The following is a 26,016-nucleotide window of genomic DNA, read 5'->3' as shown; positions in this document are numbered from 1 at the left end:
TCCGGCGCTCGGGATCTCAGGGTGGGGTCAGGGTCGGGTCCTGAGGTCGCTCGGGCGGGTGGGGCAGCAGGATCGAGGCATGACCGAGGAAGCTGCCCAGTCGCCCCGTCCCGGGGCGGCCTCGCCGGGCGGACCGCCACCACCTGCCCCGTCCACCGGCGGAGCCGGCCCCACCACGTTCGGCCCGCCGACCCCGACCGGTCCGCAGGAGCCCGCCGCCGCGACATCGGCCGGGTCCGACCCGACCGCCGCCGGCTGGGGGGCCGGCGCGGGCCCGGGATCGGGACCGGCCTGGTACGGGCCGGAGCCGACCGCGGCCGGCTTCGGGCCGGGCGGGCCCGGTGGTACACCGCCGCCCCCGCCCGGAGGCCCGGGTGGCGCCGCCGCCGGCCCACCGCCCGGCGGCGCCGGCTTCACCTCGCGCTACGGACTGGTCCGGCCCCGGGAGGGGCGTTACCTGGCCGGGGTCTGCGCGGCCATCGGCCGGGCCACCAACACCGACCCGGTGCTGTGGCGGGTGCTGCTCGCGGTGCTCGGCTTCTTCGGCGGGATCGGCATCCTGGTGTACGTCACAGCATGGCTGATCATCCCCGGTGAGGGCGACACCGCGTCGCCGGTCGAGTCGATGCTCGGCCGGGGCCGGTCCAGCATGTCCCCGGTCACAGTGATCGTGCTCAGCATCCTGGTCGCGGTCAGCTTCGGTTACATCGTCACCGACGCCTTCCGGGCGGTCCTGCTCGGCGCGGCCATCCTGATCGGTGGCGCGCTGCTGCTCAACCGGGACAGCCGCGGCACACCGCCCGCCGCTGCGCCCGGCCCGCCGCCGCCCGCCGCGCCGCCCGGCCCGGTGCCACCGGTCAGCTACCCGGTGCCGGACCGGCCGGTTGCGCCGCCCACCGTCGACCTGGCCGCCGCAGCGGGCGCCCCGGCGCCCGGGGTCGGCCCGGCAACCGGTCACCAACCGCCCGGCGCCGGCGGAACCGGCTACCCGTGGAGCGCTCCGCACGGGGGGAGCGCTCTGCCCGGTGCCACCTCGGTCTCCGGCGGGGCCCCGCTCGCCGCCGTCCCGCCGGTCTCCGGTCAGCCGGCCGACCGCACCGCCGAACTGCCCACCTGGCCGCCGGCGGCCGCGCCGGCGCCGCAGTGGCCGAGCAGTGGCGCCGCCACCTCGGGCCTGCCTCCGACGACGCCCGCCGAGGCGGCGCCGAACGCGCCGGCGGGCACCGGCTACCCGCCGACCGCACCACTGCCTCCGGTCGGCTACCGACCGCCGTTCGCCCCGCACGGCCCGTACGCCTCGCAGTCGGCCGGCGGATACCCACCGGCCAAGCCACCGAAGCCACCGAAGCCGCCGAAGCGGCCGAAGGAGCGGTCTCCGCTCGGCGCGGTGACCTTCTCGCTGATCTTCCTCGCCCTGGGCGTGGTCGTCGTCCTCGATCTGGTCAACGCCTTCGACGTGGGCGCGTCGGCGTACTTCGCCGCGGCGCTGGCCACCATCGGTCTCGGGCTGCTGGTGGGCACCTGGTTCGGCCGGGCCCGCTGGCTGATCGCGCTCGGCCTGGTGACCGCCGCCGCGCTCGGCGTGGGTACGGTCGCCGAGTCGTACGACCGGGTCCGCGGCGTGGACGGGGCGGTGACCTGGGCGCCGACCAGCTACCAGGACCTCGCCAACCGCTACGAGAACAGCTTCGGCGACGCGGTGCTCGACCTGCGCGCGGTCGACTTCGCCAAGCGGACCACCGAGATCAGCGTGTCGATCAACTTCGGCAAGGCCACCGTCGTGGTGCCGCCGAACGTCGACGTGACGACGGTGGCCGACGTCAACGCCGGTGACGCGTCCGTCTTCGGCCGGCGTCACGCCGGACCGGCCGGGCGGTCCCGGGAGATCACCGACCTCGGCCCGGACGGGGCCGGCGGCGGCACGCTCCGCCTCTTCATCCACGTGAACGCCGGCAACCTGGAGGTGACCCGATGAAGGCCCACCGCACCGATCTGGTCTCGTTCGCCTTCGGGCTGGTCTTCCTGGCCCTCGCCGCCTGGTGGCTGCTGGCCCAGCTGCTCGGGCTGGCCCTGCCACCGGTCGGCTGGTTCCTGGCCGGCGCGCTGATCCTGATCGGGGTTCTCGGCCTGGTCGGCGCGCTCCGCTCGGGCCGGTCCGCAGACCGGGACGCGGCAACCGCCACCACGCCGACCCCGGCCGAGCCCGTCACCGGTGCGCCCGGGCCCGCGCTCGGCGAGCCGGCCGCCGCCTTCGGTGAGCCGGCGCCCACCTCGGGTGCCGCGGTGCCCGGCTCCGGCGCGGGGCTGCCGGCCTGGGACGCCCCGCCACCGGCCTGGGACACTGCGCCACCGGCCCGGACCGCCGAGCATCCGGCCCTGAACACGGGCTGGGCGGAGCCCGGCCTGAGCGGCGCCGGGCCGGGCCTGGGCGGCGCCGGGCGCGAGCCCGGTGACCAGGCGGTCGGCGGGATCCACCCGGCGTGGCTGCCCGACCAGTCGACCGGCAGCCCGGCCTGGCAGCCCGACCAGCCGACCAGCAGCGGCAGCCCGGTCTCGGTGGTCGACGAACCGACCGCCGGCGGCAGCCCGGTCCGGCCGGCGGACGAGCCGACCGTCGACGGAAGCCGGACGGTGGAACAGGCCGACGAACGGCCGACCGAGGCGGTCACCAGCACTCCGGGCGAGGTGGTCGAGGACCGGCCGGGCGGCGGGGCCGAGCCCCGGTCGGCGACCCCCGACGAGGACGGTCCTCGGCGCTGACGCCGGCGCCGCCTGTCCGGCGGACGGCCGACCCGACGGATTCCTGGCCGGGCACGCCCCGGGCGTGCCCGGCCAGCTTCGCCGAGCCACGATCGGCCCGGGGCGCCACGACCGCCCCGACGGACCGCGACCGTTCAGCCGGCCGGGCCGAGCCGGCAGACCGGGCCGGGCCGGCAGACCGGGCCGGGCCGGCAGACCGGGCGGACGACGGCGGTGCGGCCGTCGCGCGTGGACGCCTATGCTGGCCGATGGAGAATCTGCCGTCGTCGGCCGGCCCGCGTCGCCGTGGCGGCCCCGTCGCGCTTCCCGTGTCTACCCCGTCAGGAGCCCGTCCGACATGACCCAGTCCCCCGCCGTGCGTCCCCCCGGCCGGCCCGGTCCGGTCCGCATCGGCGAGCGAGCCGCCCGTACCCTCGTCACCGAGCTCGCCCGGCTCAACCACCCGAAGGCCGCCCTGCTGGTCGGCGCGGGCCCGCAGTCCGCCGTGCTCGCCGCGGCGATCGAGGCGCTGCTGCCCGGTGACCGGCTCACCGTGGTGCCCGCCGAGGGGGCGTCCGCAGCCGCGCTGCGCGATCACGTCACCGCCCAGGGCCGGTGGGTCGCCGACCGGGTCCGGGTGGTCGACTCGCTCGCCGAGACCGACGCCGCCGAGGTGGTCATCGCCGCCGAGCCGTTCCTCGGCACGGCCGACGAGACCCGTACCGCGATCGAGGGCCTGACGAAGTACCTCAGCGACGGCGCGGTGCTCAGCGTGGCGACGGCCGCCGCCCCCGGTCGGACGGCCGGTGCGGCGGCGGAGCTGGAGCGGCAGGGCGCCCTCCACGGCGTCGGCACCGACCTGGTACTGCGCAACTCCCCGCCGGTGCGACTGTTCCGGCTCCGGCTCACCCCGGCCGGCCCCTCGGCGGCCGACCAGCTCGCCCCGGCCCACCGGCCGTCCAGCGTGCCGCTGACCCGAGCGATGCACATCGACTCCAACGGGGTGGCCGCGGCCGGTATCACCCTCGGCCTGGCCGCGCTGGCCCGGCTGACCCGGCCGAAGTCCAAGCTCTGGCTGCTGCCCGCGCTCGCCGCCGCCCCGGTCGCCGCGTTCTTCCGCGACCCGGAGCGCGACGTCCCCGAGGACCCGACGGCCGTGGTGGCCGCGGCGGACGGGCAGGTCCTGTCGGTGCAGCGGCTGCACGACGAGCGTTTCGGCGACGGCGAATGGCTGCGCGTCGCGGTCTTCCTGTCGGTGCTGGACGTGCACGTCAACCGCGCTCCCGTCGCCGGCAAGGTGGTCGACTACTTCGTGGCCGACGGCGGGTTCGTCAACGCCATGAAGCCGGACGCCGAGCACAACGTGGCCGCGTACACGGTGCTGGACACCACGCACGGCACGGTGGTGGTGGCGCAGCGGACCGGGCTCATCGCCCGGCGCATCGTGCAGCGGGCGCCGATCGGCGCGCTGCTGGCCAAGGGCGAGCGCTTCGGGCTGATCCGGTTCGGTTCGCGTACCGACGTCTACCTGCCCGCCGAGGCGGCGGATCCGCTGGTCGGTCCGGGCGACAAGGTGGTCGGCGGGTCGAGCGTGATCGCCCGCTGGCGCTGAACCGCAGCGACGAAGAAGGGGGCGCCGCGACTGCGGCGCCCCCTTCTTTTCGAGGTACGGGAATCAGGCGGTGCGGCGCTGGCGCAGCCAGAGCACCGGGCCGCTGACCAGGTAACCCACCACGATCAGGGCGAAGGTGAGCCGGATGTCGACCAGGGCACCGATCACCGGAGCCAGCCAGAGCCACGCCGGCAGCTTCACCAGCCGGGCGAGCTTCGCGTACGGGAAGCTGGACACCATCGCGAAGGCGAGCAGCGCCACGCCGGCGACGAGCACCGGGCCGGGCACCGGCAGGCCGATGGCGACGGTCATCGCGAGCACGGCGGCGGCCATCGTGGTGGGCACCCCGCAGAAGAACCGGCCGTCCTTCGGCGAGACGTTGAATCGGGCGAGCCGGATCGCGGCGCAGGCCCCGACGAGGGCGCAGGCGACGGCCGCGGCCGCCGTGGAGACGGAACCGGCGAGCGAGGCGTAGACCACCACCGGCGCGGCGAGGCCGAACGAGCACATGTCGGCGAGCGAGTCCATCTGCGCACCGAACGGGCTGGCCACGCCGAACTTGCGGGCCAGCGCCCCGTCCAGGCCGTCGAACGCGACGCAGGCGATCAGGCAGATCGCGGCGACGCGCACATCGCCCTGCATGGCCAGGAAGATGGCGAACATGCCCAGGGTCAGGCTGCTCAGCGTGCACGCGTTGACCAGGGCGAACTTCACCCGGCGGCTGGTGGTGCGCTCACCGGGGAGCAGCGGGATGGGGCGCCCGTTGCTCTGGTCGTCGGGCTCGGCGACCGGTGCCAGGGCCGGGCTGACCGGCATGACCGACTCGACGCTCGGCCGGTTGAACCGGTTGAGACCGTAGCGTCGGCGGCGCCGGTCGGCGTAGCGGGGCTCGGTCAGCACACCCTCGGTGCCGCCGTGCAGGTCGCCGTCGCGGCGGCCCACCCGGACCAGCAGCACCTGCCGGGCGAAGGTGCTGCTGCGGCGCAACCGGCCCGCCCAGCGGGGCCCTGCGGGGCGCGGACTGTCAGTCGTACGACGCCGGCGCCATGGGGCTCTCGGCACGTTTCCTCCATCACCGGATCGGCTGTCCGCCGTTGGGGCGGGCGTCCGGCTGTCTCGTGCCGGACCTTCACTGGCCCGGCAGCCGTTTTGCGGAGTACACCATCGCATAAGGGAACGGAGCTTGGCGATAGCTGCCGGCGGTACTTATATCTGGCTTAAACCGCGCGAACCGCTGTCATATTCCCATCCCGGGCCTCATCGCCCGTTTCTCCATCATTCCCCGCTTCGACTGTACCGGAGTTGGCCAATGTCGGCTCGACTGGCGGGTGCTATCGGCTCGGACGTCCCATTGACCAGGCAGCGATCTCGGTGAGTGGCAGCCCGGCCAGCTCCGCGGGGTCGAACCAGGCGGCCCGGGCGGTCGAGCCACCGGCCAGCTCGGTGACCCTCGGCTCGGTCGGCGCCTCCACCACCACCCGGTAGACCACCCGCACGCCGTGCCAGTCCAGCGGGCGGCCCTCCGGACCGAGCGCGGCCGGGTTGTGCAGGTTGTCCACCGCGACCAGCTCGGTCACCCGGCCGAGCTGGCCGGACTCCTCGACCAGCTCACGCAGGAGCGCGGGCACCGGCTGCTCGCCGTGGTCCGTCCCGCCGCCGGGCAGGTGCCAACGCCCGGCCCCCGGGTAGCCGTCCGCGATCATCGTGAGCAGTACCCGCCCGGCCGGGTCGGTGACCAGCCCGTACGCCCCGAACCGGAGCCGGCGGTCGGCCGGTGGCGGTGGAAACGACGCCCGCCGCGCCCGCCCGGCCGGCAGCGGGGTGACCGGCAGGCCGAGCAGCTCGGCGGTGAACGGCATCAGCGGCACCTCGGCCGCCTCGTCCGGGGTCAGCCAGCGGGCCAGGTCGGTCGTGCCGTCCCGCTCGTCGCGCAGCGCTCCGTCGACCACCGTCAGGTCGAAGACGAGCCGGTCGGTGTGCATCGCCACGTCGGCCTCGGGAAAGTGGATCACGTCGGCGACCACCGCGCGCAGCCCGGCCACCTCGACGGTCAGCCCGGTCTCCTCGGCGACCTCACGGGCCACCGCGTGCACGGGATGTTCGGCGTGCTCCACGCCGCCGCCGGGCACCTGCCAGACCCCCGGGAACTGGGCGCTGGCGGACCCCCGCACCAGCAGCACCCGCCCGTCGTCCCGGCAGACCCCGTACGCACCCACCCGCCGCCGCTGCTGCATCCCCGTGGCCCCCGCGTCCCCGTCCGGATCGTCCCGTCGATCAAGAAGTTATCGCCGTCCATGTCGGCGTGTCCTGACAATAACTTCATGATCACCGCCGGGCCGGCGGGAGGGGGTGGGGTCAGGGGGTCAGGCGGGCGGCTTGGACGGCTTCGGCGGTGACCTCGGTGAGGCGGTCGGCGGGCAGCGCGCCCAGCTCGGCGGGAGCGAACCAGCGGGCCTCGCTGGTGGAGCCGCCGACGTCGGCGACCCGGGGCGGCGCGGGCTGGTCGACCACCACCCGGTAGAAGGCCCGCACCCCGTGCCAGTCGATCGGGTAACCCTCCGGGCCGAGCGAGGCGGCGTCGCGGTGGCTGGCCACCCCGAGCAGCTCGACCAGCCGGCCGGCCTGCCCGGTCTCCTCGACCAGTTCCCGGATCAGCGCGGCGCCGGGCTGCTCGCCGTAGTCGGTGCCGCCGCCGGGCAGGTGCCAGCAGCCGGCGCCCGGGTAGCCGTCGGCGACCCGGGTGAGCAGCACCCGGCCCGCCGGATCGGTGCAGACCGCGTACGCGGCGAAGCGCTGCGCCCGGTGCAGCCCGTCCGGGCCGGGCACCGCGTAGAAGGACGGGAACTCCGGCGGCTCGTCGGGGACCACGTCGGCGGAGGAGGCGGGCAGCTCCAGGGCGCGCGCGGTGAACGAGCGCAGCGGCAGCGCGGCGGCCTCCTCGCGGGTGAACCACCGCACCAGGTCGGTCGGCCGGTCCACCCGGTCGAGCAGGGTGCCGCCCCGGACCGAGACCCGGTAGACGAGCCGGTCGGTGTGGATCGTGATGCCCCGCTCGGGCAGCGCCCGCATGTCGGCCAGCACGTCGTGCAGACCGGTGACGGCGACCGAGAGGCCGGTCTCCGCCGCGGTCTCGCGGACGACTGTGTGGTTCGGGTCCTCGCCGTGGTCGACCGCCCCGCCAGGCAGCGACCACGTGCCGGGAGTGCCGGAGCGCTCCGACGCGCGGACCAGCAGAACTCGGCCCTGAGGATCGGCACAGACTGCGTATGCCGCGATCCTGCGCAGCGGCGTCAGCGTGGTGGTCACGGGAGGAAATTCTCCCCGGGCCCGGTTACCGGTATCGAAAAGAGTCAGATTCCTGACTCAAGGCTCCCGGGTCAGGGACCGGTCAGGGTAGGGATCCGGGCGGTCACCGAGGACGTCGTGCCGCCCGGCGCGGAGGGTGGAGGCATGACAGCCACCAGCCCTCCCCACGCTCCCTACAAGCAGCTCCGCCGACCGACCACCGACCGCATGGTGGCCGGCGTCGCGAGCGGTGTCGGCCGATACTTCGGCGTCGATCCCACCCTGGTCCGGGTGATCTTCGCGGTCACCGGGCTGCTCACCGGTGGGCTCGCCCTGATCGCGTACCCGATCATGTGGTTCCTGATGCCCGAGGAGCCGGCCGGCGCGCCCGCCTGGCCGCACCCGACGGCCGCCGCGCCGCAGGGCCCGCCGCCCGCCGCCGGGCCCGAACCCAGCCGACCCGGGTACGCCCCGTCGCCGACCTACCCGGGCGTGCCGCCGACCGGGCCCACGCCGCCGGCCGCGGCCTGAGCCGGGGTCACTCCCACTCGATGGTGCCCGGCGGCTTGCTGGTCACGTCCAGCACCACCCGGTTGACCTCGGCCACCTCGTTGGTGATCCGGGTGGAGATCTTCGCGATCACGTCGTAGGGCAGCCGGGACCAGTCGGCGGTCATCGCGTCCTCGCTGGAGACCGGGCGCAGCACCACGGGATGCCCGTAGCTGCGCCCGTCCCCCTGCACCCCGACGCTGCGCACGTCGGCGAGGAGGACCACCGGGAACTGCCAGACGCCCCGGTCCAGACCGGCCGCGGTCAACTCCTCGCGGGCGATCAGGTCGGCCCGGCGGAGCAGGTCCAGGCGCTCCCGGTCGACCGCGCCGATGATCCGGATGGCCAGGCCGGGACCCGGGAACGGGTGCCGCCAGACCATCGCCTCGGGCAGCCCCAGCTCCAGGCCGAGCGCCCGGACCTCGTCCTTGAAGAGCGTGCGCAGCGGCTCGACCAGGGCGAACTTCAGGTCCTCCGGCAGGCCGCCCACGTTGTGGTGGCTCTTGATGTTGGCGGTGCCGGTGCCGCCGCCGGACTCGACGACGTCCGGATAGAGGGTGCCCTGCACCAGGAACTCGACGTCGCCGTGGGAGGCGATCTCCCGGGCGGCGGCCTCGAAGACCCGGATGAACTCGCGTCCGATGATCTTCCGCTTCTGCTCCGGGTCGGTGACCCCGGCGAGCGCGCCGAGGAACCGGTCCGCGGCGTCGACCACCTTCAGCTTGATGCCGGTGGCCGCGACGTAGTCCTTCTCCACCTGCTCGGCCTCGCCCGCCCGCAGCAGGCCGTGGTCGACGAAGACGCAGGTCAACTGGTCGCCGACGGCCTTGTGCACCAGCGCGGCGGCGACCGCGGAGTCGACCCCGCCGCTCAGGCCGCAGATGACCTCCTTGTCGCCCACCTGCGCCCGGATCCGGGCCACCTGCTCGTCGATGATGTTCGCCGGCGTCCAGGTGGGCTCGATGCCGGCGATGTCGTAGAGGAACCGGGTGAGCATCTCCTGGCCGTGCGCCGTGTGCCCGACCTCCGGGTGGAACTGCACGCCGGCCCGGCGGCCGGTCAGGTCCTCGAAGGCGGCGACCGGCGCGCCGGCGGACTCGGCGGTGACCGTGAAGCCGGCGGGGGCCTCGGTGACGCAGTCACCGTGGCTCATCCAGACCGGCAGGTCGGCCGGCAGATCGCGCAGCAGTACGCCGGGGTCGAGGAGGCGGGGGCGCAGCGGGGTGCCGCCGTACTCGCGGTTGCCGGTGCGGGCCACCGTGCCGCCGAGCGCCTGGGCCATCGCCTGGAAGCCGTAGCAGATGCCGAAGACCGGCACCCCGGCGTTGAACATGCCGGCGTCGATCTGCGGGGCGTCCGGCGCGTAGACACTGGCCGGGCCGCCGGAGAGGATGATCGCCGCCGGGTCCTTGGCCAGCATCTCGGCGACCGGCATGGAGTGCGGCACGATCTCCGAATAGACCCTCGCCTCACGCACCCGGCGCGCGATGAGCTGGGCGTACTGGGCTCCGAAGTCCACCACGAGGACGGGGCGAGGCGCGCTCATGTGGGCAAAGCCTACCGACAGTCACCGGCGGGCCCGCTCCGCCCCGCCCGGCGGCGGGACAGATCACTCTTCCGCTCCCCGGATCAGGGGCGCAGGGCGGCGGGAGCGTGGGCCGGCACGGCGGGCTGCCGCGGCGCGACCGGGTCCAGCCGGCGGTACGGAGCGCCGAGCGGCGGCCTCGGGTCCGCCTCGCCCTTGTTGGGCCAGAGCGACATCGCCCGCTCCGCCTGGGCGGTGATGGTCAGCGACGGGTTCACCCCGAGGTTGGCCGAGACCGCCGCCCCGTCCACCACGTGCAGCCCCGGGTGCCCGTACACCCGGTGGTAGGGGTCGATCACCCCCTCGGCCGGGGTGGCCCCGATCACCGCCCCGCCGAGGATGTGCGCGGTCATCGGGATGTTGAAGGGCTCGGTCAGCGCGCCGCCCGGCGTACCGCCGATCTCCTCGGCGAGCAGCCGGACCGCGTCGTTGCCGGCCGGGATCCAGGTCGGGTTCGACGCGCCGTGCCCGGGGCCGCTGACCAGCCGTCGACCGAGCGGCCCACGCCGCCACCGGGTGGTCAGCGAGTTGTCGACCGACTGCATGACCAGGGCGATCACCGTCCGCTCCGACCAGCGGCGGACGGAGAGCAGCCGGGCCGCGGTGCCCGGCTGCCGCAGCAGCGTGCCGACCCAGCGCCGGACGCGGTGCGGGCCGCCGTCGACCAGCAGCGACTGGAGCAGCCCCATCGCGTTGGAGCCCCGCCCGTAGCGGACCGGCTCCACGTGGGTCTGCGGGTCCGGGTGGAACGAGCTGGTGATGGCCACCCCCTCGGTGAAGTCGAGCCGCTGTGCCCGGGCCCGCTGGCGGGGCACCGAGGCGCCGAGGATCGCCTCCGAGTTGGTCCGGGTCAGCTCGCCCAGCCGGGGCGAGAGCGCGGGGAGCGCGCCGGTCGCCTTCATCTCGTGCAGCAGCCGCTGGGTGCCGAGCGCGCCGGCGGCGAAGACCACCTGATCGGCCCGGAAGATCTGGCGGCGCCGGCGCAACCAGGCGCCGGTGCGAACGGTGTGCACCTCGTGGCCGCCGTCCGGCGCGGGGCGGACGGCGGTCACCGTGGTCAGCGGGTGCACCCGCGCGCCGAGCCGCTCGGCCAACCAGAGGTAGTTCTTGACCAGAGTGTTCTTCGCCCCGTGCCGGCAACCGGTCATGCAGGAGCCGCAGTGCGTGCAGCCGGTGCGCTCCGGGCCGGCCCCGCCGAAGTACGGGTCGGCGACCCGCTCGCCGGGCCGGCCGATGTGCACCCCGACCGGGGTGGCGTGGAAGGTGTGCCCCACCCCCATCCGCTCGGCCACCGCCCGCATCGCCCGGTCCGCCCCGGTGTCGCGCGGATAGGTGGTGACGCCGAGCATCCGCTTGGCCTGGTCGTAGTGGCGGGCCAACTCGTCGCGCCAGTCGGTGATGTCCCGCCACTGCGGGTCGGTGTAGAACGCGGGTAGCGGCTCGTAGAGGGTGTTGGCGTAGACCAGCGACCCGCCGCCCACCCCGGTGCCGGAGAGCACCAGCACCCCACCGCCGGCCCGGCGGTCGGCCGCCCGGAGCAGGGTGATCCGCTGGATTCCGTAGCAGCCGAGCCGCGGCGCCCAGAGGAAGCGCCGGGCCCGCCACGAGGTCTGCGGGAACTCGTCGTCGGCGAAGCGCCGGCCGGCCTCCAGCACGCCGACCGAGTAGCCCTTCTCGGCCAGCCGCAGCGCGGTGACGCTGCCGCCGAACCCGGACCCGATGACCAGCACGTCGTACCGCATGAACGCATCATTACCGGTCAGTAGCTGTCGCGCCAGGGGCGGAATTCGCGCGATCATGCACAGCGGTCGACCGACCCGGTGCCCCGGGCCGCAACCGAAGGGACCCGTCGGAGCGTTGTTCCAGTGCGGGCGGAAGGGGTCGGAGATGGTCCTCGGGTCAGGCGCGCCACGGCGGCGCTGGCTGCTGGGGCTGGCGCTGCTCGTCGCCGTGGCGCTGGTCGCCGTCGGCGGGGTGGTGGTCACCCGACTGGTCGCCGACCGGAGCCCCGAGCGCGATGCCGCGCCGGCCGGCTCGGCCAGCCCCACGACGGCCGGGCCGCCCACCGCGAGCCCGTCACCACCGCCGGGCGCCGACATCACCGGCCCGCTCAACCTGCTGTTGGTCGGCGTGGACACCCGGGTCAGCGTCCCCGGCTGGGAGCCGCACGCGGACGCCGTGCTGGTCCTGCACGTCCCGCGCGGACTCGACCGGGCGTATCTCTTCTCGCTCCCCCGCGACCTGGTGGTCGACATCCCGGCCTTCCCGAGGGCCAACTACCGCGGTGGGCGCACCAAGCTGACCCACGCGATGAGCTACGGCAGCCGGGTGCCGGGCCGCCCCAAGCGACCGGACCCGGCCCAGGGGTACGACCTGCTGCGCTCCACCGTGAGCGGCTACACCGGGCTGCGCATCGACGCCGGCGCGGTGGTCACCTTCAGCGGCTTCGACCGGCTGGTGGACAGCCTCGGCGGGGTGGACGTCTACGTCGACCAGCGGGTCGTCTCGCGGCACCGGCAACCCGACGGGCAGCACCGCAAGGGCGCGCCGGGCGGTTACACCGGCCCGCAGATGGTCTACGAGAAGGGCACCCGGCACCTGACCGGCTGGCAGGCCCTGGACTACTCCCGGCAGCGCTACATTCCTGGCGGTGACTACAGCCGGCAGCGGCACCAGCAGCAGCTGATCCGGGCCCTGGCCCGGAAGATCCTGGACCAGGGACTGGCCCGGGACCCGGACCGGGTGCAGCAGGTCGCCGACGCGCTCGGCGACACGCTGATCTTCGCCGGCGGCGGGCGACGGCTGGTCGACCTCGCGTACGCCCTCGGCGGGCTGCCCGCGGACCGGTTCGTGCTGGTCGGTCTCCCCGGCGCGTCCGTCGGCTCCGGCGGCGGCTACCGGGGCGAGCAGCTCACCTCCACGGGTCGGCGCTTCCTCACCGAGCTACGCGCCGGCCGCGCCGACGCCTACCTCGCCGAGCACCCGTCGCTGCGGGTCAAGACCCAGCCCTAGAGCGCCTTCGGCTCCTCCGGACGGGAGGTGCCGTAGAGCCAGGCGTCGAAGAGCGCGTCGAGCTTCTCGCCGGAGACGCGCTCGGCGAGCGCGATGAACTCGGCGGTGGTGCCGTTGGCGTTGCGCTTCTCGGCCGCCCAGGTCTTGAGGATCTGGAAGAAGGCCTTGTCCCCCACGGCCACCCGCAGCGCGTGCACGGTCATTCCGCCGCGCTGGTAGACCGACTGGCTGAACAGGTTCTCCACTCCCGGCTTGCCGGGCGGGATCCGCCAGAGCGAGGCCGGTGAGCCGGAGTACCGGGTGGCGAAGGCCGCCGCGGCCCTGCGGCCTTCGCTGTGCTCGGCCCAGAGCCACTCGGCGTACGTGGCCAGCCCCTCGTTGAGCCAGATGTCCTGCCACTTCGTCAGCGCCACGCTGTCGCCGAACCACTGGTGCGCCAGCTCGTGCGCCACCACCTCGGTGTTGCGGCCCTGCCGGAAGAACCCCGCCGAGTAGACCGGCCGGGACTGCGTCTCCAGCGCGTACCGGATCCGGGCGTCGGAGATCACCACCCCGCCGTACGCGTCGAACGGGTACGGGCCGAAGACGGTCTCCAGGTAGTCCGCCACCTTGACGGTGTCGGCGATGGACTCGTCCGCCGCGCCCTCGGCCACGTCGACGTCGACGGCGCTGAACACCGGCCGTCCCTTGTGCTCGCCGGTGGTCACCCGCAGCTTGCCGATCACCACGAAGCTCAGGTAGCTCGCCATCGGCGCCCGCTCGGACCACTTCCAGGTGGTCCAACCGTCATCGCGGGACTTACCGGCCGGCACGCCGTTGCTGACCGCCGTCAGGCCGTCCGGGACGGTGATCTCGAAGTCGTAGCTGGCCTTGTCGGACGGGTGGTCGTTGACCGGGAACCAGGTGCTCGCCGACTCCGGCTGGCCGAGCGCGATCGCGCCGTCGCCGGTGTGCAGGAAGCCGCCCTCGCCGAGGACCTCGTTCTCCAGCGGCTCCGGCTTGCCCTCGTACGCGATCTCGGCGACGAAGCCGTTGCCCGCGATCAGGCCGTTCGCCGGGGTCACCACCAGCTCGTCGCCCTTGCGGGTGTGCTTGGCCGGCGCACCGTCCACCTTCACCGAACGCACGGAGAGCCCGGCCAGGTCCAGGTTGAACGCGGAGAGGTCACTGGTCGCGGCGGCCTGCACGGTGGCGGTGCCGGTGAGCCGGTCCTTCGCCGGGTCGTACCGGACCTTCACCGTGTAGCGGCCGACGTCGTAGCCGCCGTTGCCGTAGCTCGGGAAGTACGGGTCACCGGCGCCCGCCGCGCCCGGCTTGAACTGCCGCGGGGTGCCCGAGGAGGGGGCGGCCGCCGAGGGGCCCGACTCCGCCGGCGCCGAGTCGCATCCGGCCAGCAGTGCCCCGGTCAGCAGCAGACCGACGCCCGTTCGCAGCGCCCGCCGTCGCAGCCTCATCGCTCAGCCCTTTCGTGTGCCGACGGGAACCACGCCCGTCCGCCCTGTCGGCGCGCCCGTCGACCCGGCCCGCCGCGCGCCGACCGGCGCGGCCCGGCGCGTCGCCCGTCCGTTCCGCGGCAGCCTACCGAGCGACCATCACAAGATCGTCACGGCAGGGCGGGTGCGGAGCCACCGACCAGCCACGCGTCGAAGAGGGACCTCAACTGCCGGCCGGAGACCCGTTCGGCGAGGACGATCAGGTCCTCCGTGGTGGCGTTGCCGTCGCGCCGCTCGGCCGTCCAGGCCCGCAGGATGCGGAAGAACGCGTCGTCGCCGACCGTGCGGCGCAGCGCGTGCACGGCCAGCGCGCCGCGCTTGTAGACGGCGTTGCCGAACATCGCTGCCCGGCCCGGGTCCACCGAGGGCTGCGACCAGTCGGTGGTCGCGTACTGGGCCTCGAAGGCACGCTGCGCGGTCCGGCCGCCGTCGTGCTCCTCCCAGAGCCACTCGGCGTAGCTGGCGAAGCCCTCGTTGAGCCAGATGTCGCGCCAGTGGCTCAGCGACACGCTGTCGCCGAACCACTGGTGGGCCAGTTCGTGCGCCACCACCGCCGGATTGGGCCGGTCGTCGAGGAAGAACCCGGGGCCGTACACCGGCCGGGACTGCGTCTCCAGCGCGTAGCCGATCCGCGGGTCGGCGACCACGATCCCCCCGTACGACTCGAACGGGTACGGCCCGAACCGGGTGGCGAGGAAGTCGACGATCGCCCCGGTGCGGGCCAGCGACGCGGCGGCGGCACCGCCGGCCGGCTCACTCGACGGGACAGCGGTCACCATCGGCCGCCCGGCGTGCGTGCCCGTGGTGACCCGGTAGTCACCGATCACCAGCGTGGTCAGGTAGCTGGCCATCGGCTGCCGCTCGGCCCACCGCCAGGTGGTCCAGCCGCCCGCGCTGCGCTTCGGCCCGGGTACCCCGTTGCTCAGTGCGGCGAGCCCGTCCGGGACGGTCACCGCGATGTCGTAGCTGGCCTTGTCCGACGGGTGGTCGTTGACCGGGAACCAGGTGGCCGCCGAGTCCGGCTGGCCGAGCGCGATCGCACCGTCGTCGGTGTGCAGGAAGCCACCGACGCCCAGCGCGCCGTCGGCGACCGGGGCGGGCACGCCGGCGTACTCGACCGCCACGCTGAACGGCTGGCCGCGCGTCAGCCCGTCGGATGGGGTCACCACCAGCTCGCCGTCGCCGCGGCGGTGCTCAGCCCGGGCGCCACCGACGGTGACCGCGCCGACGTCGAGCCCGGCCAGGTCCAGATTGAACCGGGACAGGTCCTGGGTGGCCGTCGCCGAGATGGTGGCCCGGCCGGTCAGCCGGTCGGTCGCCGGGTCGTAGCGGACGTCGAGGCCGTAGTGGGTGACGTCGTAGCCGCCGTTGCCGCGCCCCGGCACGTACGGGTCGCCGGCGTCGGCGGCGCCGGGCCGAAACCCACCCTCGTCGTCGCCCGTGCAACCAACCGCGACCAGCGCGATCGTGCAGGTCAGCGCGGCGACTACGGCGGCCGGCCCGCGGCGGGGCGGGGTCCGTCCGGTCAGGACCATGCACACTCCTCCCGCGACGATCGCCGGTCAGGACGAGCCTAGCCAGGGCGACCGGGCGCGAGGCGCGGATCGCCGGATGCCGAGTTTCCCCCGGCTACGACGAAAGGCCGGACCCGCACCGTGGCGGGGCCGACCTTCCGTCGTGCGACGTACGCCTCAGCGGTCCAGGACCAGCCCGACCTTCTGGAACTCCTTGAGGTCGCGGTAGCCGCACTTGGCCATCGCCCGGCGCAGCCCACCGAAGAGGTTGAGCTGGCCGTCCGGCTCGTCGGCCGGGCCGAAGAGGAGCTGCTCCATGGAGCCGAGCGGCTCGCTGGCGGACTCGAACGCGCCGCGCGGCAGCGACGGGTGGCTGGCCGCCGAGTGCCACCAGGTGCCACCGGCGGGCGCCTCCTCGCAGAGCGATAGCGGCTCGCCGAGCATCACCGCGTCCGCGCCGCAGCCGAGCGCCTTGGCGATGTCGCCGGAGGTCTGCATGTCGCCGTCGGCGATCAGGTGCACGTACCGCCCGCCGGTCTCGTCGAGGTAGTCCCGGCGGGCCGCCGCCGCGTCGGCGATCGCGGTCGCCATCGGCACCCGGATCCCGAGCACCGACTCGGTGGTCGACCAGTCGTCCCCGCCGATGCCCACGATCACGCCGGCCGCGCCGGTACGCATCAGGTGCAGCGCGGTCTTGTAGTCGGTGCAGCCGCCGACGATGACCGGCAGGTCGAGGTCGGCGATGAACTCCTTGAGGTTCAGCGGCTCGTCGGTGGTCGAGACGTGCTCGGCGGAGACGATGGTGCCCTGGATGACCAGGATGTCGACCCCGGCGTCCAGGATCACCGGGGCGAGCGCCAGGGTGTGCTGCGGGGAGACCCGCACCGCCACCGTGCCGCCACCGGCGCGCAGCTCGCGGACCCGTTCCGCGATCAGGTCGGGGCGGATCGGCTCGGCGTAGACCTCCTGGAGGCGCTTGGTGGCCCGGTCGTCCTCGTCGAGGCCGGCCAGCTCCTCCAGCACCTTGGCCGGGTTCTCGTAGCGGGTCCAGAGCCCCTCGACGTTGAGCACGCCGAGACCACCGAGCTGGCCGAGCCGGACGGCGGAGGCGGGGCTCATGGTGGCGTCCGAGGGGTGCCCGACGCACGGGATGCCGAACTGGTAGGCGTCGAGCTGCCAGGCGGTGGAGACGTCGTCGACGTCCCGCGTCCGGCGGCTCGGCACGATCGCGATGTCGTCCAGGTGGTAACCGCGCTGCGCGGTCTTGCCCAACCCGATCTCGACCACGTCACGCATGGGTCACTCCAGTTGTCTTCGGGGGTGGTGGGGGAAGTCAGCGGGTGTGGTAGTTGGGCGCCTCGGTGGTCATCTGGATGTCGTGCGGGTGGCTCTCCTTGAGCCCGGCCGCGGTGATCCGGATCAGCTGGCCGCGCGCGTGGAGCTGGGGGATGTTCTCCGCGCCCGCGTAGCCCATCGCCAGCCGCAGGCCGCCGACCAGCTGGTGGGCGACCCGGGAGAGCGGCCCGCGGTAGGGCACCTGACCCTCGACGCCCTCCGGGACGAGCTTCTCGTCGCTGAGCACGTCCTGCTGGAAGTAGCGGTCCTTGGAGTAGGACTTGGCCTGCCCGCGGGACTGCATCGCACCGAGCGAGCCCATCCCCCGGTACGCCTTGAACTGCTTGCCGTTGACGAAGATCAGCTCGCCGGGGCTCTCCTCGCAGCCGGCCAGCAGGCTGCCGAGCATCACCGTGTCGGCGCCGGCGACCAGGGCCTTGGCGATGTCGCCCGAATACTGGATGCCACCGTCACCGATCACCGGCACGCCGGCCGGGCGGGCGGCCCGGGCCGCTTCCATGATCGCGGTGATCTGCGGTACGCCGACCCCGGCGACGATCCGGGTGGTGCAGATGGCACCCGGGCCGACCCCGACCTTGACGCCGTCGGCGCCCGCCTCGACCAGCGCCCTGGCCCCGGCGTACGTGGCGATGTTGCCGCCGACGATGTCGACGCTCACGTCCTTCTTGAGCCGGCGGACCATGTCCAGCACGGCCCGCTGGTGGCCGTGCGCGGTGTCCACGATCAGCACGTCCACGCCCGCGTCGACCAGCGCCCGGGCCCGCTTGTACGAGTCCTCGCCGACACCGATCGCGGCGGCCACCCGGAGCCGGCCGGCGTCGTCCTTGGTGGCGTCCGGGTACTGCTCGCTCTTGGTGAAGTCCTTGACGGTGATCAGCCCGCGCAGCCGGCCGGAGCCGTCCACGATCGGCAGCTTCTCCACCTTGTGCTGGCGCAGCAGGGCCAGCGCCTCGTCCTTGCTGACCCCGACCGGCGCGGTGATCAGCGGAGCCTTGGTCATGATCTCGCGGACCGGGGTGGCCGGGTCGGACACGAACCGCATGTCGCGGTTGGTCACGATGCCGACCAGCTCGCCGTCCCGGTCGACCACCGGCACGCCGGAGATCCGGTAGCGGCCGCAGAGCGCGTCGACGTCGCGCAGCGTGTCGTCGGGGCTGGCCGTCACCGGGTTGGTGATCATGCCGGACTCGGAGCGCTTGACCAGGTCGACCTGGAGCGCCTGGTCGTCCACGGAGAGGTTGCGGTGCAGCACGCCGATGCCACCCTGGCGGGCCATCGCGATCGCCATCCGCGCCTCGGTCACCGTGTCCATCGCGCTGGAGAGCAGCGGCACGGAGAGGGTGACGTTGCGGGTCAGCCGGGTGACCGTGTTGACCCGGCTGGGCACCACGTCCGACTCGCCGGGCTGGAGCAGCACGTCGTCGAAGGTGAGGCCGAGCGGGACCACCCGGGCCGAGCCGGCGGGCAGCTCCGGCAGGTGACCGCCCAGCTCGCCGTGGTCGGCGCCGGTCGGAAGATCGGTGCTGGGCGAAATTTCCACGATTGCTCTCCTGAGCTGCTCGGATCGGCTTCAGCGAGGTGGCGCGGGTAGGCACCGGAACGCGCCAGGCGCGACGCGTCGTCTCATCGTACCCAGTGAGCTGGGCAAGGCCTCGTCGCGGCGGGCCGGCCGGCACGCGCCCGGGGGCGGGCGTCGCGGCGGCGTTGGGTCTACGGTGAGGGGGTGCACGACGAGCCCATCGACCCGTTCAACGGCGACCCGGCCGATCCGGCCGCGGGCCTGCACGACCCCGGCGACGACGCACCGCTGGACCCGCTGACCGAGATCGAGCGGCAGGACGTGCTCGAGGACCTCGCCGACCTGGAGATCTACCAGGCGTTGTTGGCGCCGATCGGGGTCCGTGGGCTGGTCATCGAGTGCGAAGACTGCCGGGAGCCGCACTACTTCGACTGGGATCTGCTCCGGGGCAACCTGCGCCACCTGCTCAGCTCCGGCCGGCCGCGGGTGCACGAGCCGGCCTACGACCCCGACCCGGATCACTACGTCACCTGGGAGTACGCCCGGGGCTACGCCGACGGCGTGCACGACACCCTCACCGAGGGCGCCGACGAGGAGCCCAGCGCCGACGCCTGAGGCTCGGGCGGCACGGCCCACGGTGGGAGGGATCACGCCGCGGCACGACGTCGACCGGTGCGGCAGATCACTCCGCGGCCCGGCCGACGACTCGCGATGGTGGGCCCTTCAGGCCACCAGCCCGGCGCGGAAGCCGGCGGCCACCGCGTGCGCCCGGTCCCGCGCGCCCAGCTTGCGGAACAGCCGGCGGGCGTGCGTCTTGACGGTGTCCTCCGAGACGAACAGCTCGCGCCCGATCTCGGCGTTGCTCTTGCCCTCCGCCATGCCGAGCAGCACCTGGAGCTCACGCTCGGTCAGCCCGATGGCGGCACGGGCGGCCCGGACGTTCGGCGCCGGCCGCTGCCCGTCCGGCGGCGTACCCTCCGCCTCGCCGCCCGTCTCGGCCCCGTCGTCGCCGCGCTGCACCGGCACCACCGCCGGTACGCCGTTGGGTCCCTCCGCCGGCCCGGCCGGCCAGCCGGGGCCGGACTCGCCCGAGGGCCGGCCGGGCGGCACGGAGCGGCCCGAGCCGCCGACCGAGGCGGTGTCCCGGGCCGGGTCGTTGACCCGGTGCCGGGCGGCCCGCCCGGGGGCGGAGAGCAGCAGCAGCGCCTTGGCGACCGCGCTGGTCAGGTCGTGGTCGGTGCCCTGGATCAGACCGCGGGCGCCGGCGTTGATGGTGGCTGCGGCCGCCTCGGACTCCTCCGCGCCGAAGAGCAGCACCGCGGCCTGCGGCGCGCGGGCCAGCACCCGGCGCACGAAGCCGGCGCTGTCGGGGCGGGTGAGCGCCGTGTCGGCGAGAACCACGTCGGGTTGCCGCTCGGCGAGGCGCAACATCACCTCGGGATCGGAGACCGCGGTACGGACGACCGCGGACAGTCCCAGCCGGGCCGCCGCAGAGGTCAGGTGCTGCGCCGCGAGCGGTGTCCGGACGCACACAAGAACGTTACGCACTGTGCTCTCCTCTCCGCCAACGAGCAGACCATGACGGGGTCGGCTGGGGAGGAGGTTCCCGGCAATCCTCCGAACTTTTACGACAGATGGCGCATTTGACGCAAGTCGCCGGACGTTTTCGATCACAGAAGTGTGAGTCACGAACCGGCCGGGTACCGGAGGTCCAGGCCGGAAACGGTGCGCCTGCGCGGCCCGCCGCCCGAAACCGGCCAACAGAACCTCGCGGTGCCGCGCGGGAGGAGGGGTGCTGATGTCGAACGTACGTAGACTGCCCGGACCCATCGTCGATCTCTGGGACTGGCAGCGACTCGGCGCCTGCCGGGGGCGCGACAGTGCCCAGTTCTTCCACCCCGACGGCGAGCGGGGCTCCTCGCGGCTGCGCCGCGAGTCCAGCGCCAAGGCCGTCTGCCGTACCTGCCCGGTCCGGGCCGAATGCGCCGCGCACGCGCTGTCGGTGCGCGAGCCGTACGGCGTCTGGGGTGGCTTCAGCGAGGCCGAGCGGCTGCGCCTGCTCGCCGTCGGCTGGGAGGACCTGGCCGACCGCCGGCAGAGCCGGGTCGACGTCGCCCGGCTGGAGGCCCGGTTGGGCCGGCCGCACAAGTCGACCCTGCCGGCCCAGCGCAACGTCGCCTGAGCCCACCGCACACCGCCGATTCCGCGAACCGCGCCCCGACCAGGGGCGCGGTTCGACGTGTGACCAGGCTGGTCAGCGGACGGTCACGGTGACCGTGTGCCAGCCGGTGGCGCCGTCGGGCGCGACGTCCTGCTCGCGCGCGGTCTGCGTCTCGCCCGCGGCGTCGGTGGCCCGGACCTGGAGCCGGTGCTCGCCGGGCGTGGCGTCCCAGCCCCACGACCACTGCACCCAGGTGTCCACCGAGACCGTGGGGGCCAGCACCGCGTCCTGCCAGGGCCCGTCGTCGACGCGGACCTCGACCCGCCGGATCCCCCGCTGCTGCGCCCAGGCCACCCCGGCCACCACCACCCGGCCGGCGGTCAGCCGGTTGCGCGCCCGGGGCGCGTCGATCCGCGACTGGGTCTTGATCGGCCCCTGCGCCGACCACCCCCGCGGCACCCAGTACGCGTCGAAGTCGGCGAAGCTGGTCAGCTCCAGCTCGGTCACCCACTTGCAGGCCGACACGTAGCCGTAGAGGCCGGGCACCACCATCCGGACCGGGAACCCGTGCTCGATCGGCAACGGCTCGCCGTTCATCCCCACCGCCAGCAGCGCGTCCCGCCCGTCGCGCAGCGCCGCCGTCGGGGTGCCGCAGGTCCAGCCGTCGACCGAGCGGCCGACCACCTGGTCCGCGCCCTCCTCCGGCTCGGCCTCGTCCAGCAGGTCCCGGATCGGTACGCCCAGCCAGCGGGCATTGCCGATCAGGTCCCCGCCGACCTCGTTGGAGACGCAGGCGAGCGTGACGTACCGCTCCACCATCGGTCGGGCCAGCAGCTCGGCGAAGCTGATCGTGAGCGGGCGGCGGACCCGGCCGTGGATGCGCAGCTGCCAGGTCTCCGGGTCCACCTGCGGTACCACCAGGGCGGTGTCGATCCGGTAGAAGCCGACGTTCGAAGTGACGTAGGGCGCGAGCTGGGTCAGGGAGAGATCCGCCCCGGCCGGTAGCGCGGGGGCGGGCGAGGCCGGGGCCGGCAGCACCACCGCCTGCCGGGCGGCCGACACGCCACGCCGGCCGGCCAGCCAGTGCCCGCCGAGGCCGGTCACGGCCGCCGCGCCGAGCAGCGCCCCGGTCCCGGTGAGGAACCGTCGCCGGGATCCCGGATCGGTGACCTCCAGCGGCGCCCCTCCGGCCGGCGGCGGCGCGGTGTCCCCGGTCGTCGTCGCCGGTGCGGGGACCGCCGGGGCGGGCGTGGGCGGGGTCCAGGGCCACGGGTCCAGCTCCAGCGGGCCGGCGATGAAGGCCCACAGCACGGCCGCCCCGAGCGCGGCGCCGAGCAGCGAGGGCAGCGCGTCGGCGGCGTCCGCGTCGACCCGGGTGAGGGCGGCGGCGACGCCGAGGGCGGCGAAGCCGGCGATCCCGGCGAGGCCGACGGCGAGCCGGCGCACCGAGAGCACGCCGAGCAGCGCGGCGAAGGCGGCCAGCAGCAGCGCCGTGCCGGTCAGCAGGGCGAGCTTGTCGTACCGGCCGAAGAGGTCGATCGCGAACTGCTTGAGCGGCTCCGGCACGGTGTCCACCACCACGCCCCCGACCGCGACCAGCGGGGCCGATCGGGGGCCGGTCAGGACGGCGGTGAGTTCGGCGACGCCGATCGCCACGGCGGCGGCGGTGATCCCGGCCAGGGCGGCGAAGCGAGGGGTGGTGGTGCTCATCGGCCCAGTGTTTCCGATCGAGCGGGCCGGCCGGTAGGGACGTCAGCGTTCGGTAACCATCGGCACGAACGCGTCGGGGCACACCGCCGAGTGACGGTGTGCCCCGACCGGGCGTACGACGTGGGTCAGAAGCCCGGGCCGTGCTGGTGACCGTGGCCGTGCGAGTGGCCGTGGCCACCGGCGGCGGCCGGCTCCGGCTCGGCCGGCTTCTCCACCACGAGGCTCTCGGTGGTGAGCAGCAGGCCGGCGATGGAAGCGGCGTTGGTGACCGCGTTGCGGGTCACCTTCACCGGGTCCAGGATGCCGGACTTGACCAGGTCGACGTACTCGCCGGCGGCGGCGTCGAGGCCGTTGCCCCACTCCTTGCCGGCGACCTTCTGCACCACCACGTAGCCGTCGTGGCCGGCGTTCTGGGCGATCCAGCGCAGCGGCTCGACCAGCGCCTTGCGCACGATCGAGACACCGACCTTCTCGTCACCGGTGAAGCCGAGGTCGTCGTCGAGCACCGGCAGGATCTGCGCCAGGGCGGCGCCACCACCCGGGACGGTGCCCTCCTCGACCGCGGCCTTGGTCGCGGCGATGGCGTCCTCGATGCGGTGCTTGCGCTCCTTCATCTCGACCTCGGTCGCCGCGCCCGCCTTGATGACCGCGATGCCGCCGGAGAGCTTCGCCAGCCGCTCGGCCAGCTTCTCCCGGTCCCACTCGGAGTCGGAGGCCTCGATCTCCTTGCGGATCTGGGCCACCCGGTCGGCGACGTCGGCGCTCTGGCCGCCGCCGTCGACGATCGTGGTGTTCTCCTTGTCGACCACAATGCGCCGGGCGGTGCCGAGCACCTCCAGGCCGACCTGGTCGAGCTTGTAGCCCAGCTCCGGGGCGACCAGCTCGGCGCCGGTGGAGATCGCGATGTCCTGGAGCATCGCCTTGCGCCGATCGCCGAAGCCCGGGGCCTTGACCGCGCAGACCTTGACGGTCTTGCGGATCGAGTTGACCACCAGGGTGGAGAGCGCCTGGCCCTCCACGTCCTCGGCGATGATCAGCAGCGGCTTGCTGTTCTGGAGGACCTTCTCCAGCAGCGGCAGCAGCTCCTCGATCGCCGAGATCTTCTGCGTGGTGATCAGGATGTACGCGTCCTCGAGGACGGACTCCTGCCCCTCCACGTCGGTGACGAAGTTCGGCGAGATGAAGCCCTTGTCGAACTGGAGACCCTCGGTCACGTCCAGCTCGGTGGTGAGGGTGGAGCCCTCCTCGACGGTGATGACACCGTCGCGGCCGACCCGCTCCATCGCCTCGGCGATCAGCTCACCGATGGTGGAATCCTGCGCGGAGATCGTCGCCACGTGCGCGATCGACTCCTTGTCGGCGACCTCGACGGCCCGGCCGAGCAGCGCCTCGGAGACCTTGGCGGCCGCCGCGTCGATGCCCCGCTTGAGGCCGGCGGGGTTGGCCCCGGCGGTCACGTTGCGCAGGCCCTCACGGACCATCGCCTGGGCCAGCACGGTCGCGGTGGTGGTCCCGTCGCCGGCGACGTCGTTGGTCTTCGTCGCCACCTCCTTGACCAGCTGCGCGCCGAGGTTCTCGTAGGGGTTGGTGAGCTCGATCTCCTTGGCGATGGTCACACCATCGTTGGTGATCGTCGGCGCACCGAATTTCTTGTCCAGGACGACGTTGCGCCCGCGCGGTCCGAGGGTGACCTTGACCGTGTCCGCGAGGGCGTTGACACCGTGCTCCAGCTGGTGCCGGGCGTCGTCCGAGAAGCTCAGGATCTTCGCCATGAATGTCCCTTCGAAGCGCCGCTGCCCCGGCCCGGCGAGCCGGACCGGGGCAACGACACTGATCGGTTGCTTACTTCTCGATGACCGCGAGGACGTCGCGGGCGGAGAGCACCAGGTACTCCTCGCCGGCGTACTTGACCTCGGTGCCGCCGTACTTCGAGTAGAGGACGGTGTCGCCGACCTTGACGTCAACCGGAACCCGGTTGCCGTTGTCGTCGACGCGCCCCGGGCCCACAGCGAGGACGGTGCCCTCCTGCGGCTTCTCCTTGGCGGTGTCGGGGATCACGATGCCCGACGCCGTGGTGGTCTCAGCCTCGTTCGCCTGGACCACGATGCGGTCCTCGAGCGGCTTGATCGCAACCTTGGTCGCGGTAGTCACGGGCATACCCTCCTGGGGTACTGGTTTCTGTGCCGGCCGGCCTGAGCCGACCAGCGTCATCTGCCACATGCCACCGGGCGGGGCCGTCGTCGCGGGTGCCGGTCCGCCTGGCGTTCAGCGCCCGGGCCGAGTGGCCCGGAAGCTGGCACCCTCGGGGTGAGAGTGCTAATCGCAGGTTATTCCGTGGCTAGCACTCCGTCAAGGAGAGTGCCAACGCACCGCCCCTCGTGTCGCCACAGCTCCGCCACAGGTTGACGCAACACGCCGGAGACGTCTCGCCACCCGGTGACCGGCTACCTACTCTCCGCACAGCCCGCATCGGATGCCGAGGAAAGGGAGCCGAGTGTCCCGGATACCGACCCTGACGTTCCTGCACGAACAGTTGCGCCGGGCACGCCAGGCACGGGGGCTCAGCCAGGAGGAGCTGGGCAAGCTGGTCAACTACTCATCGTCGTACGTGAGCGCGGTCGAGACGGGGCAGAGCCCGGTCAAGCCGGACTACCTCGCCCGCGTCGACTCAACCTTGGACACCGGTGGCCTCTTCGTCGGCATGTTGGAGCTGATCCGCTTCCACGCCGCGCCCGCCTGGTTCCGCCCGTGGGAGGAGAACGAGCGGGAGGCGGCGGCGCTGCGCTGGTACGACCCCACGGTGATCCCCGGCCTGCTCCAGACCGAGGGGTACGCGCGGGCGATGCTCGGCGTGGGCGGTGAGCTGACCGCCGAGGAGGTGGAGACCCGGGTGGTGGCCCGGCTCGCCCGGCAGGCCACGCTGACCGGCGACCCGCGCCCGCACTTCGTCGCGGTGCTGGAGGAACAGACACTGCGCCGGCAACTCGGCGACCGGAAGGTCATGCACGAGCAGCTCCAGCACCTGCTCGCCGCCGGCAGCGCACCGAACGTGCAGGTCCGGGTGGTGCCGGCCGAAGCCCCCTGGCACGTCGGGCTCAACGGCCCGTTCATCCTGGCCCGGCTCGACAGCGGCGCCGAGCTGGCCCACCTGGACAACCAGCTCCGGGGGCAGACCGTGGACAGCCCGAACGACGTTGCCGCCCTGGAGCGGCGCTGGGAGACTGTGACCGGCGAGGCGCTGCCATGCCGGCAGTCCGCCCGGCTGATCGAGGAAGTGGTGCAGACATGGACCTGACCCACGCAACCTGGCGCAAGTCCTCTCGCAGCAACAGCAACGGCGGCGCCTGCGTGGAGGTCGCCGACGACCTGCCCGGCGTGGTCGCCGTCCGCGACAGCAAGGACCCGGCCGGGCCGGCGCTCACCTTTCCACCGGCCAGTTGGCGGGCCTTCGTCGCCGCCACCCCCACCTCGCACTGACACC

General features: G+C 73.8%; 21 protein-coding genes and 1 pseudogene. 9 read left to right on the top strand and 13 right to left on the bottom strand.

The features are described 5' to 3' along the window. Positions 1–79 precede the first annotated feature (79 nt). The 3 genes and pseudogenes from AB0C04_RS09915 (at position 80) to AB0C04_RS09905 (ending at position 4,351) form a co-directional block, all read left to right on the top strand. A complete protein-coding gene (locus AB0C04_RS09915) occupies positions 80–1,975 on the top strand; it encodes a PspC domain-containing protein (protein ID WP_357051056.1) in 1,896 nt (631 codons plus the stop codon). Next, positions 1,972–2,163: pseudogene (locus tag AB0C04_RS09910) on the top strand (hypothetical protein); the annotation flags it as partial. The gene AB0C04_RS09915 and the pseudogene AB0C04_RS09910, both read left to right, overlap by 4 nt. Positions 2,164–3,097: 934 nt before the next feature. Then, positions 3,098–4,351 (top strand): phosphatidylserine decarboxylase, encoded by a 1,254-nt coding sequence (locus tag AB0C04_RS09905; protein WP_357051053.1) that lies wholly within the window; start codon positions 3,098–3,100, stop codon positions 4,349–4,351. A gap of 63 nt (positions 4,352–4,414) precedes the next feature. Here AB0C04_RS09905 and AB0C04_RS09900 read toward each other — a convergent pair whose 3' ends face one another. From AB0C04_RS09900 to AB0C04_RS09890, 3 genes are all read right to left on the bottom strand, one after another. Further along, positions 4,415–5,338, bottom strand: a complete 924-nt coding sequence (locus AB0C04_RS09900) for a phosphatidylcholine/phosphatidylserine synthase (RefSeq protein ID WP_357051050.1) — start codon at positions 5,336–5,338, stop codon at positions 4,415–4,417. 344 nt (positions 5,339–5,682) lie between these two features. Continuing rightward, positions 5,683–6,585 carry an NUDIX domain-containing protein gene (locus AB0C04_RS09895; RefSeq protein ID WP_357051047.1) on the bottom strand — a complete coding sequence of 301 codons (903 nt, stop codon included), beginning with the start codon at positions 6,583–6,585 and terminating at the stop codon, positions 5,683–5,685. A 121-nt stretch (positions 6,586–6,706) separates the two neighbouring features. Next, positions 6,707–7,657 (bottom strand): NUDIX hydrolase, encoded by a 951-nt coding sequence (locus AB0C04_RS09890; RefSeq protein WP_357051044.1) that lies wholly within the window; start codon positions 7,655–7,657, stop codon positions 6,707–6,709. 144 nt (positions 7,658–7,801) lie between these two features. Between AB0C04_RS09890 and AB0C04_RS09885 the strand changes: the two genes are divergently transcribed. Further along, positions 7,802–8,167 (top strand): PspC domain-containing protein, encoded by a 366-nt coding sequence (locus AB0C04_RS09885; RefSeq protein ID WP_357051041.1) that lies wholly within the window; start codon positions 7,802–7,804, stop codon positions 8,165–8,167. A gap of 7 nt (positions 8,168–8,174) precedes the next feature. Here AB0C04_RS09885 and guaA read toward each other — a convergent pair whose 3' ends face one another. Both guaA and AB0C04_RS09875 read right to left on the bottom strand, forming a co-directional pair. Continuing rightward, complete coding sequence (guaA, locus tag AB0C04_RS09880) at positions 8,175–9,731, bottom strand: glutamine-hydrolyzing GMP synthase (protein ID WP_357051038.1); 1,557 nt, start codon at positions 9,729–9,731, stop codon at positions 8,175–8,177. Between the two features lie 83 nt (positions 9,732–9,814). Beyond that, positions 9,815–11,512 (bottom strand): GMC family oxidoreductase, encoded by a 1,698-nt coding sequence (locus AB0C04_RS09875; RefSeq protein WP_357051035.1) that lies wholly within the window; start codon positions 11,510–11,512, stop codon positions 9,815–9,817. 145 nt (positions 11,513–11,657) lie between these two features. On the opposite strand from AB0C04_RS09875, the gene AB0C04_RS09870 reads away from it, so the two are divergent. Further along, positions 11,658–12,782, top strand: a complete 1,125-nt coding sequence (locus tag AB0C04_RS09870; protein WP_357051032.1) for an LCP family protein — start codon at positions 11,658–11,660, stop codon at positions 12,780–12,782. Here AB0C04_RS09870 and AB0C04_RS09865 read toward each other — a convergent pair. From AB0C04_RS09865 to guaB, 4 genes are all read right to left on the bottom strand, one after another. Further along, the gene (locus tag AB0C04_RS09865) at positions 12,779–14,236 is read right to left on the bottom strand and encodes a M1 family metallopeptidase (RefSeq protein ID WP_357051029.1); all 1,458 of its coding nucleotides are present in this window, start codon (positions 14,234–14,236) and stop codon (positions 12,779–12,781) included. The genes AB0C04_RS09870 and AB0C04_RS09865 overlap by 4 nt on opposite strands. 149 nt (positions 14,237–14,385) lie before the next feature. Then, positions 14,386–15,810 (bottom strand): M1 family metallopeptidase, encoded by a 1,425-nt coding sequence (locus tag AB0C04_RS09860; protein ID WP_357051026.1) that lies wholly within the window; start codon positions 15,808–15,810, stop codon positions 14,386–14,388. Between the two features lie 156 nt (positions 15,811–15,966). Beyond that, entirely contained in the window at positions 15,967–17,085 is a 1,119-nt protein-coding gene (locus AB0C04_RS09855) for a GuaB3 family IMP dehydrogenase-related protein (protein ID WP_357051023.1), read from the bottom strand. Between the two features lie 37 nt (positions 17,086–17,122). Next, positions 17,123–18,685: an IMP dehydrogenase gene (gene guaB / locus AB0C04_RS09850; protein ID WP_350871372.1), complete on the bottom strand. Its 1,563-nt coding sequence runs from the start codon at positions 18,683–18,685 to the stop codon at positions 17,123–17,125. A gap of 183 nt (positions 18,686–18,868) precedes the next feature. On the opposite strand from guaB, the gene AB0C04_RS09845 reads away from it, so the two are divergent. Next, positions 18,869–19,279, top strand: a complete 411-nt coding sequence (locus AB0C04_RS09845; protein ID WP_350871370.1) for a DUF5319 domain-containing protein — start codon at positions 18,869–18,871, stop codon at positions 19,277–19,279. Between the two features lie 108 nt (positions 19,280–19,387). Here AB0C04_RS09845 and AB0C04_RS09840 read toward each other — a convergent pair whose 3' ends face one another. Next, the gene (locus AB0C04_RS09840; RefSeq protein ID WP_357051019.1) at positions 19,388–20,212 is read right to left on the bottom strand and encodes a helix-turn-helix transcriptional regulator; all 825 of its coding nucleotides are present in this window, start codon (positions 20,210–20,212) and stop codon (positions 19,388–19,390) included. Positions 20,213–20,462: 250 nt separating this feature from the next. Between AB0C04_RS09840 and AB0C04_RS09835 the strand changes: the two genes are divergently transcribed. Beyond that, entirely contained in the window at positions 20,463–20,846 is a 384-nt protein-coding gene (locus AB0C04_RS09835) for a WhiB family transcriptional regulator (RefSeq protein ID WP_357051016.1), read from the top strand. A 72-nt stretch (positions 20,847–20,918) separates the two neighbouring features. Here the strand turns inward: AB0C04_RS09835 and AB0C04_RS09830 are convergent, their stop codons facing one another. From AB0C04_RS09830 to groES, 3 genes are all read right to left on the bottom strand, one after another. Beyond that, positions 20,919–22,535: a molybdopterin-dependent oxidoreductase gene (locus AB0C04_RS09830; RefSeq protein ID WP_357051013.1), complete on the bottom strand. Its 1,617-nt coding sequence runs from the start codon at positions 22,533–22,535 to the stop codon at positions 20,919–20,921. A 125-nt stretch (positions 22,536–22,660) separates the two neighbouring features. Continuing rightward, positions 22,661–24,307 carry a chaperonin GroEL gene (gene groL / locus AB0C04_RS09825; protein WP_357051010.1) on the bottom strand — a complete coding sequence of 549 codons (1,647 nt, stop codon included), beginning with the start codon at positions 24,305–24,307 and terminating at the stop codon, positions 22,661–22,663. A 70-nt stretch (positions 24,308–24,377) separates the two neighbouring features. Continuing rightward, positions 24,378–24,692 carry a co-chaperone GroES gene (groES, locus tag AB0C04_RS09820; protein WP_130404589.1) on the bottom strand — a complete coding sequence of 105 codons (315 nt, stop codon included), beginning with the start codon at positions 24,690–24,692 and terminating at the stop codon, positions 24,378–24,380. Between the two features lie 337 nt (positions 24,693–25,029). Between groES and AB0C04_RS09815 the strand changes: the two genes are divergently transcribed. Continuing rightward, positions 25,030–25,830: a helix-turn-helix transcriptional regulator gene (locus tag AB0C04_RS09815; RefSeq protein ID WP_357051007.1), complete on the top strand. Its 801-nt coding sequence runs from the start codon at positions 25,030–25,032 to the stop codon at positions 25,828–25,830. Beyond that, the gene (locus tag AB0C04_RS09810; RefSeq protein ID WP_357051004.1) at positions 25,821–26,012 is read left to right on the top strand and encodes a DUF397 domain-containing protein; all 192 of its coding nucleotides are present in this window, start codon (positions 25,821–25,823) and stop codon (positions 26,010–26,012) included. Before AB0C04_RS09815 ends, AB0C04_RS09810 begins: the two co-directional genes overlap by 10 nt. Positions 26,013–26,016 lie beyond the last annotated feature (4 nt).

This window comes from Micromonospora sp. NPDC048909 (assembly GCF_040649635.1).
Lineage (GTDB): Bacteria > Actinomycetota > Actinomycetes > Mycobacteriales > Micromonosporaceae > Micromonospora.
Note: the sequence above shows the minus strand (reverse complement) of the source record. Positions and strands in the feature narration are given on the sequence as shown.

Bases quoted from the DNA above. Each gene is read 5' to 3' on its own strand.
- AB0C04_RS09915 (WP_357051056.1), top strand. From the start codon at position 80: ATGACCGAGGAAGCTGCCCAGTCGCCCCGTCCCGGGGCGGCCTCGCCG.
- AB0C04_RS09905 (WP_357051053.1), top strand. From the start codon at position 3,098: ATGACCCAGTCCCCCGCCGTGCGTCCCCCCGGCCGGCCCGGTCCGGTC.
- AB0C04_RS09895 (WP_357051047.1), bottom strand. From the start codon at position 6,585: ATGCAGCAGCGGCGGCGGGTGGGTGCGTACGGGGTCTGCCGGGACGAC.
- AB0C04_RS09885 (WP_357051041.1), top strand. From the start codon at position 7,802: ATGACAGCCACCAGCCCTCCCCACGCTCCCTACAAGCAGCTCCGCCGA.
- guaA (WP_357051038.1), bottom strand. From the start codon at position 9,731: ATGAGCGCGCCTCGCCCCGTCCTCGTGGTGGACTTCGGAGCCCAGTAC.
- AB0C04_RS09875 (WP_357051035.1), bottom strand. From the start codon at position 11,512: ATGCGGTACGACGTGCTGGTCATCGGGTCCGGGTTCGGCGGCAGCGTC.
- AB0C04_RS09870 (WP_357051032.1), top strand. From the start codon at position 11,658: ATGGTCCTCGGGTCAGGCGCGCCACGGCGGCGCTGGCTGCTGGGGCTG.
- AB0C04_RS09865 (WP_357051029.1), bottom strand. From the start codon at position 14,236: ATGAGGCTGCGACGGCGGGCGCTGCGAACGGGCGTCGGTCTGCTGCTG.
- AB0C04_RS09860 (WP_357051026.1), bottom strand. From the start codon at position 15,810: ATGGTCCTGACCGGACGGACCCCGCCCCGCCGCGGGCCGGCCGCCGTA.
- AB0C04_RS09855 (WP_357051023.1), bottom strand. From the start codon at position 17,085: ATGCGTGACGTGGTCGAGATCGGGTTGGGCAAGACCGCGCAGCGCGGT.
- AB0C04_RS09835 (WP_357051016.1), top strand. From the start codon at position 20,463: ATGTCGAACGTACGTAGACTGCCCGGACCCATCGTCGATCTCTGGGAC.
- AB0C04_RS09830 (WP_357051013.1), bottom strand. From the start codon at position 22,535: ATGAGCACCACCACCCCTCGCTTCGCCGCCCTGGCCGGGATCACCGCC.
- groL (WP_357051010.1), bottom strand. From the start codon at position 24,307: ATGGCGAAGATCCTGAGCTTCTCGGACGACGCCCGGCACCAGCTGGAG.
- groES (WP_130404589.1), bottom strand. From the start codon at position 24,692: ATGCCCGTGACTACCGCGACCAAGGTTGCGATCAAGCCGCTCGAGGAC.
- AB0C04_RS09810 (WP_357051004.1), top strand. From the start codon at position 25,821: ATGGACCTGACCCACGCAACCTGGCGCAAGTCCTCTCGCAGCAACAGC.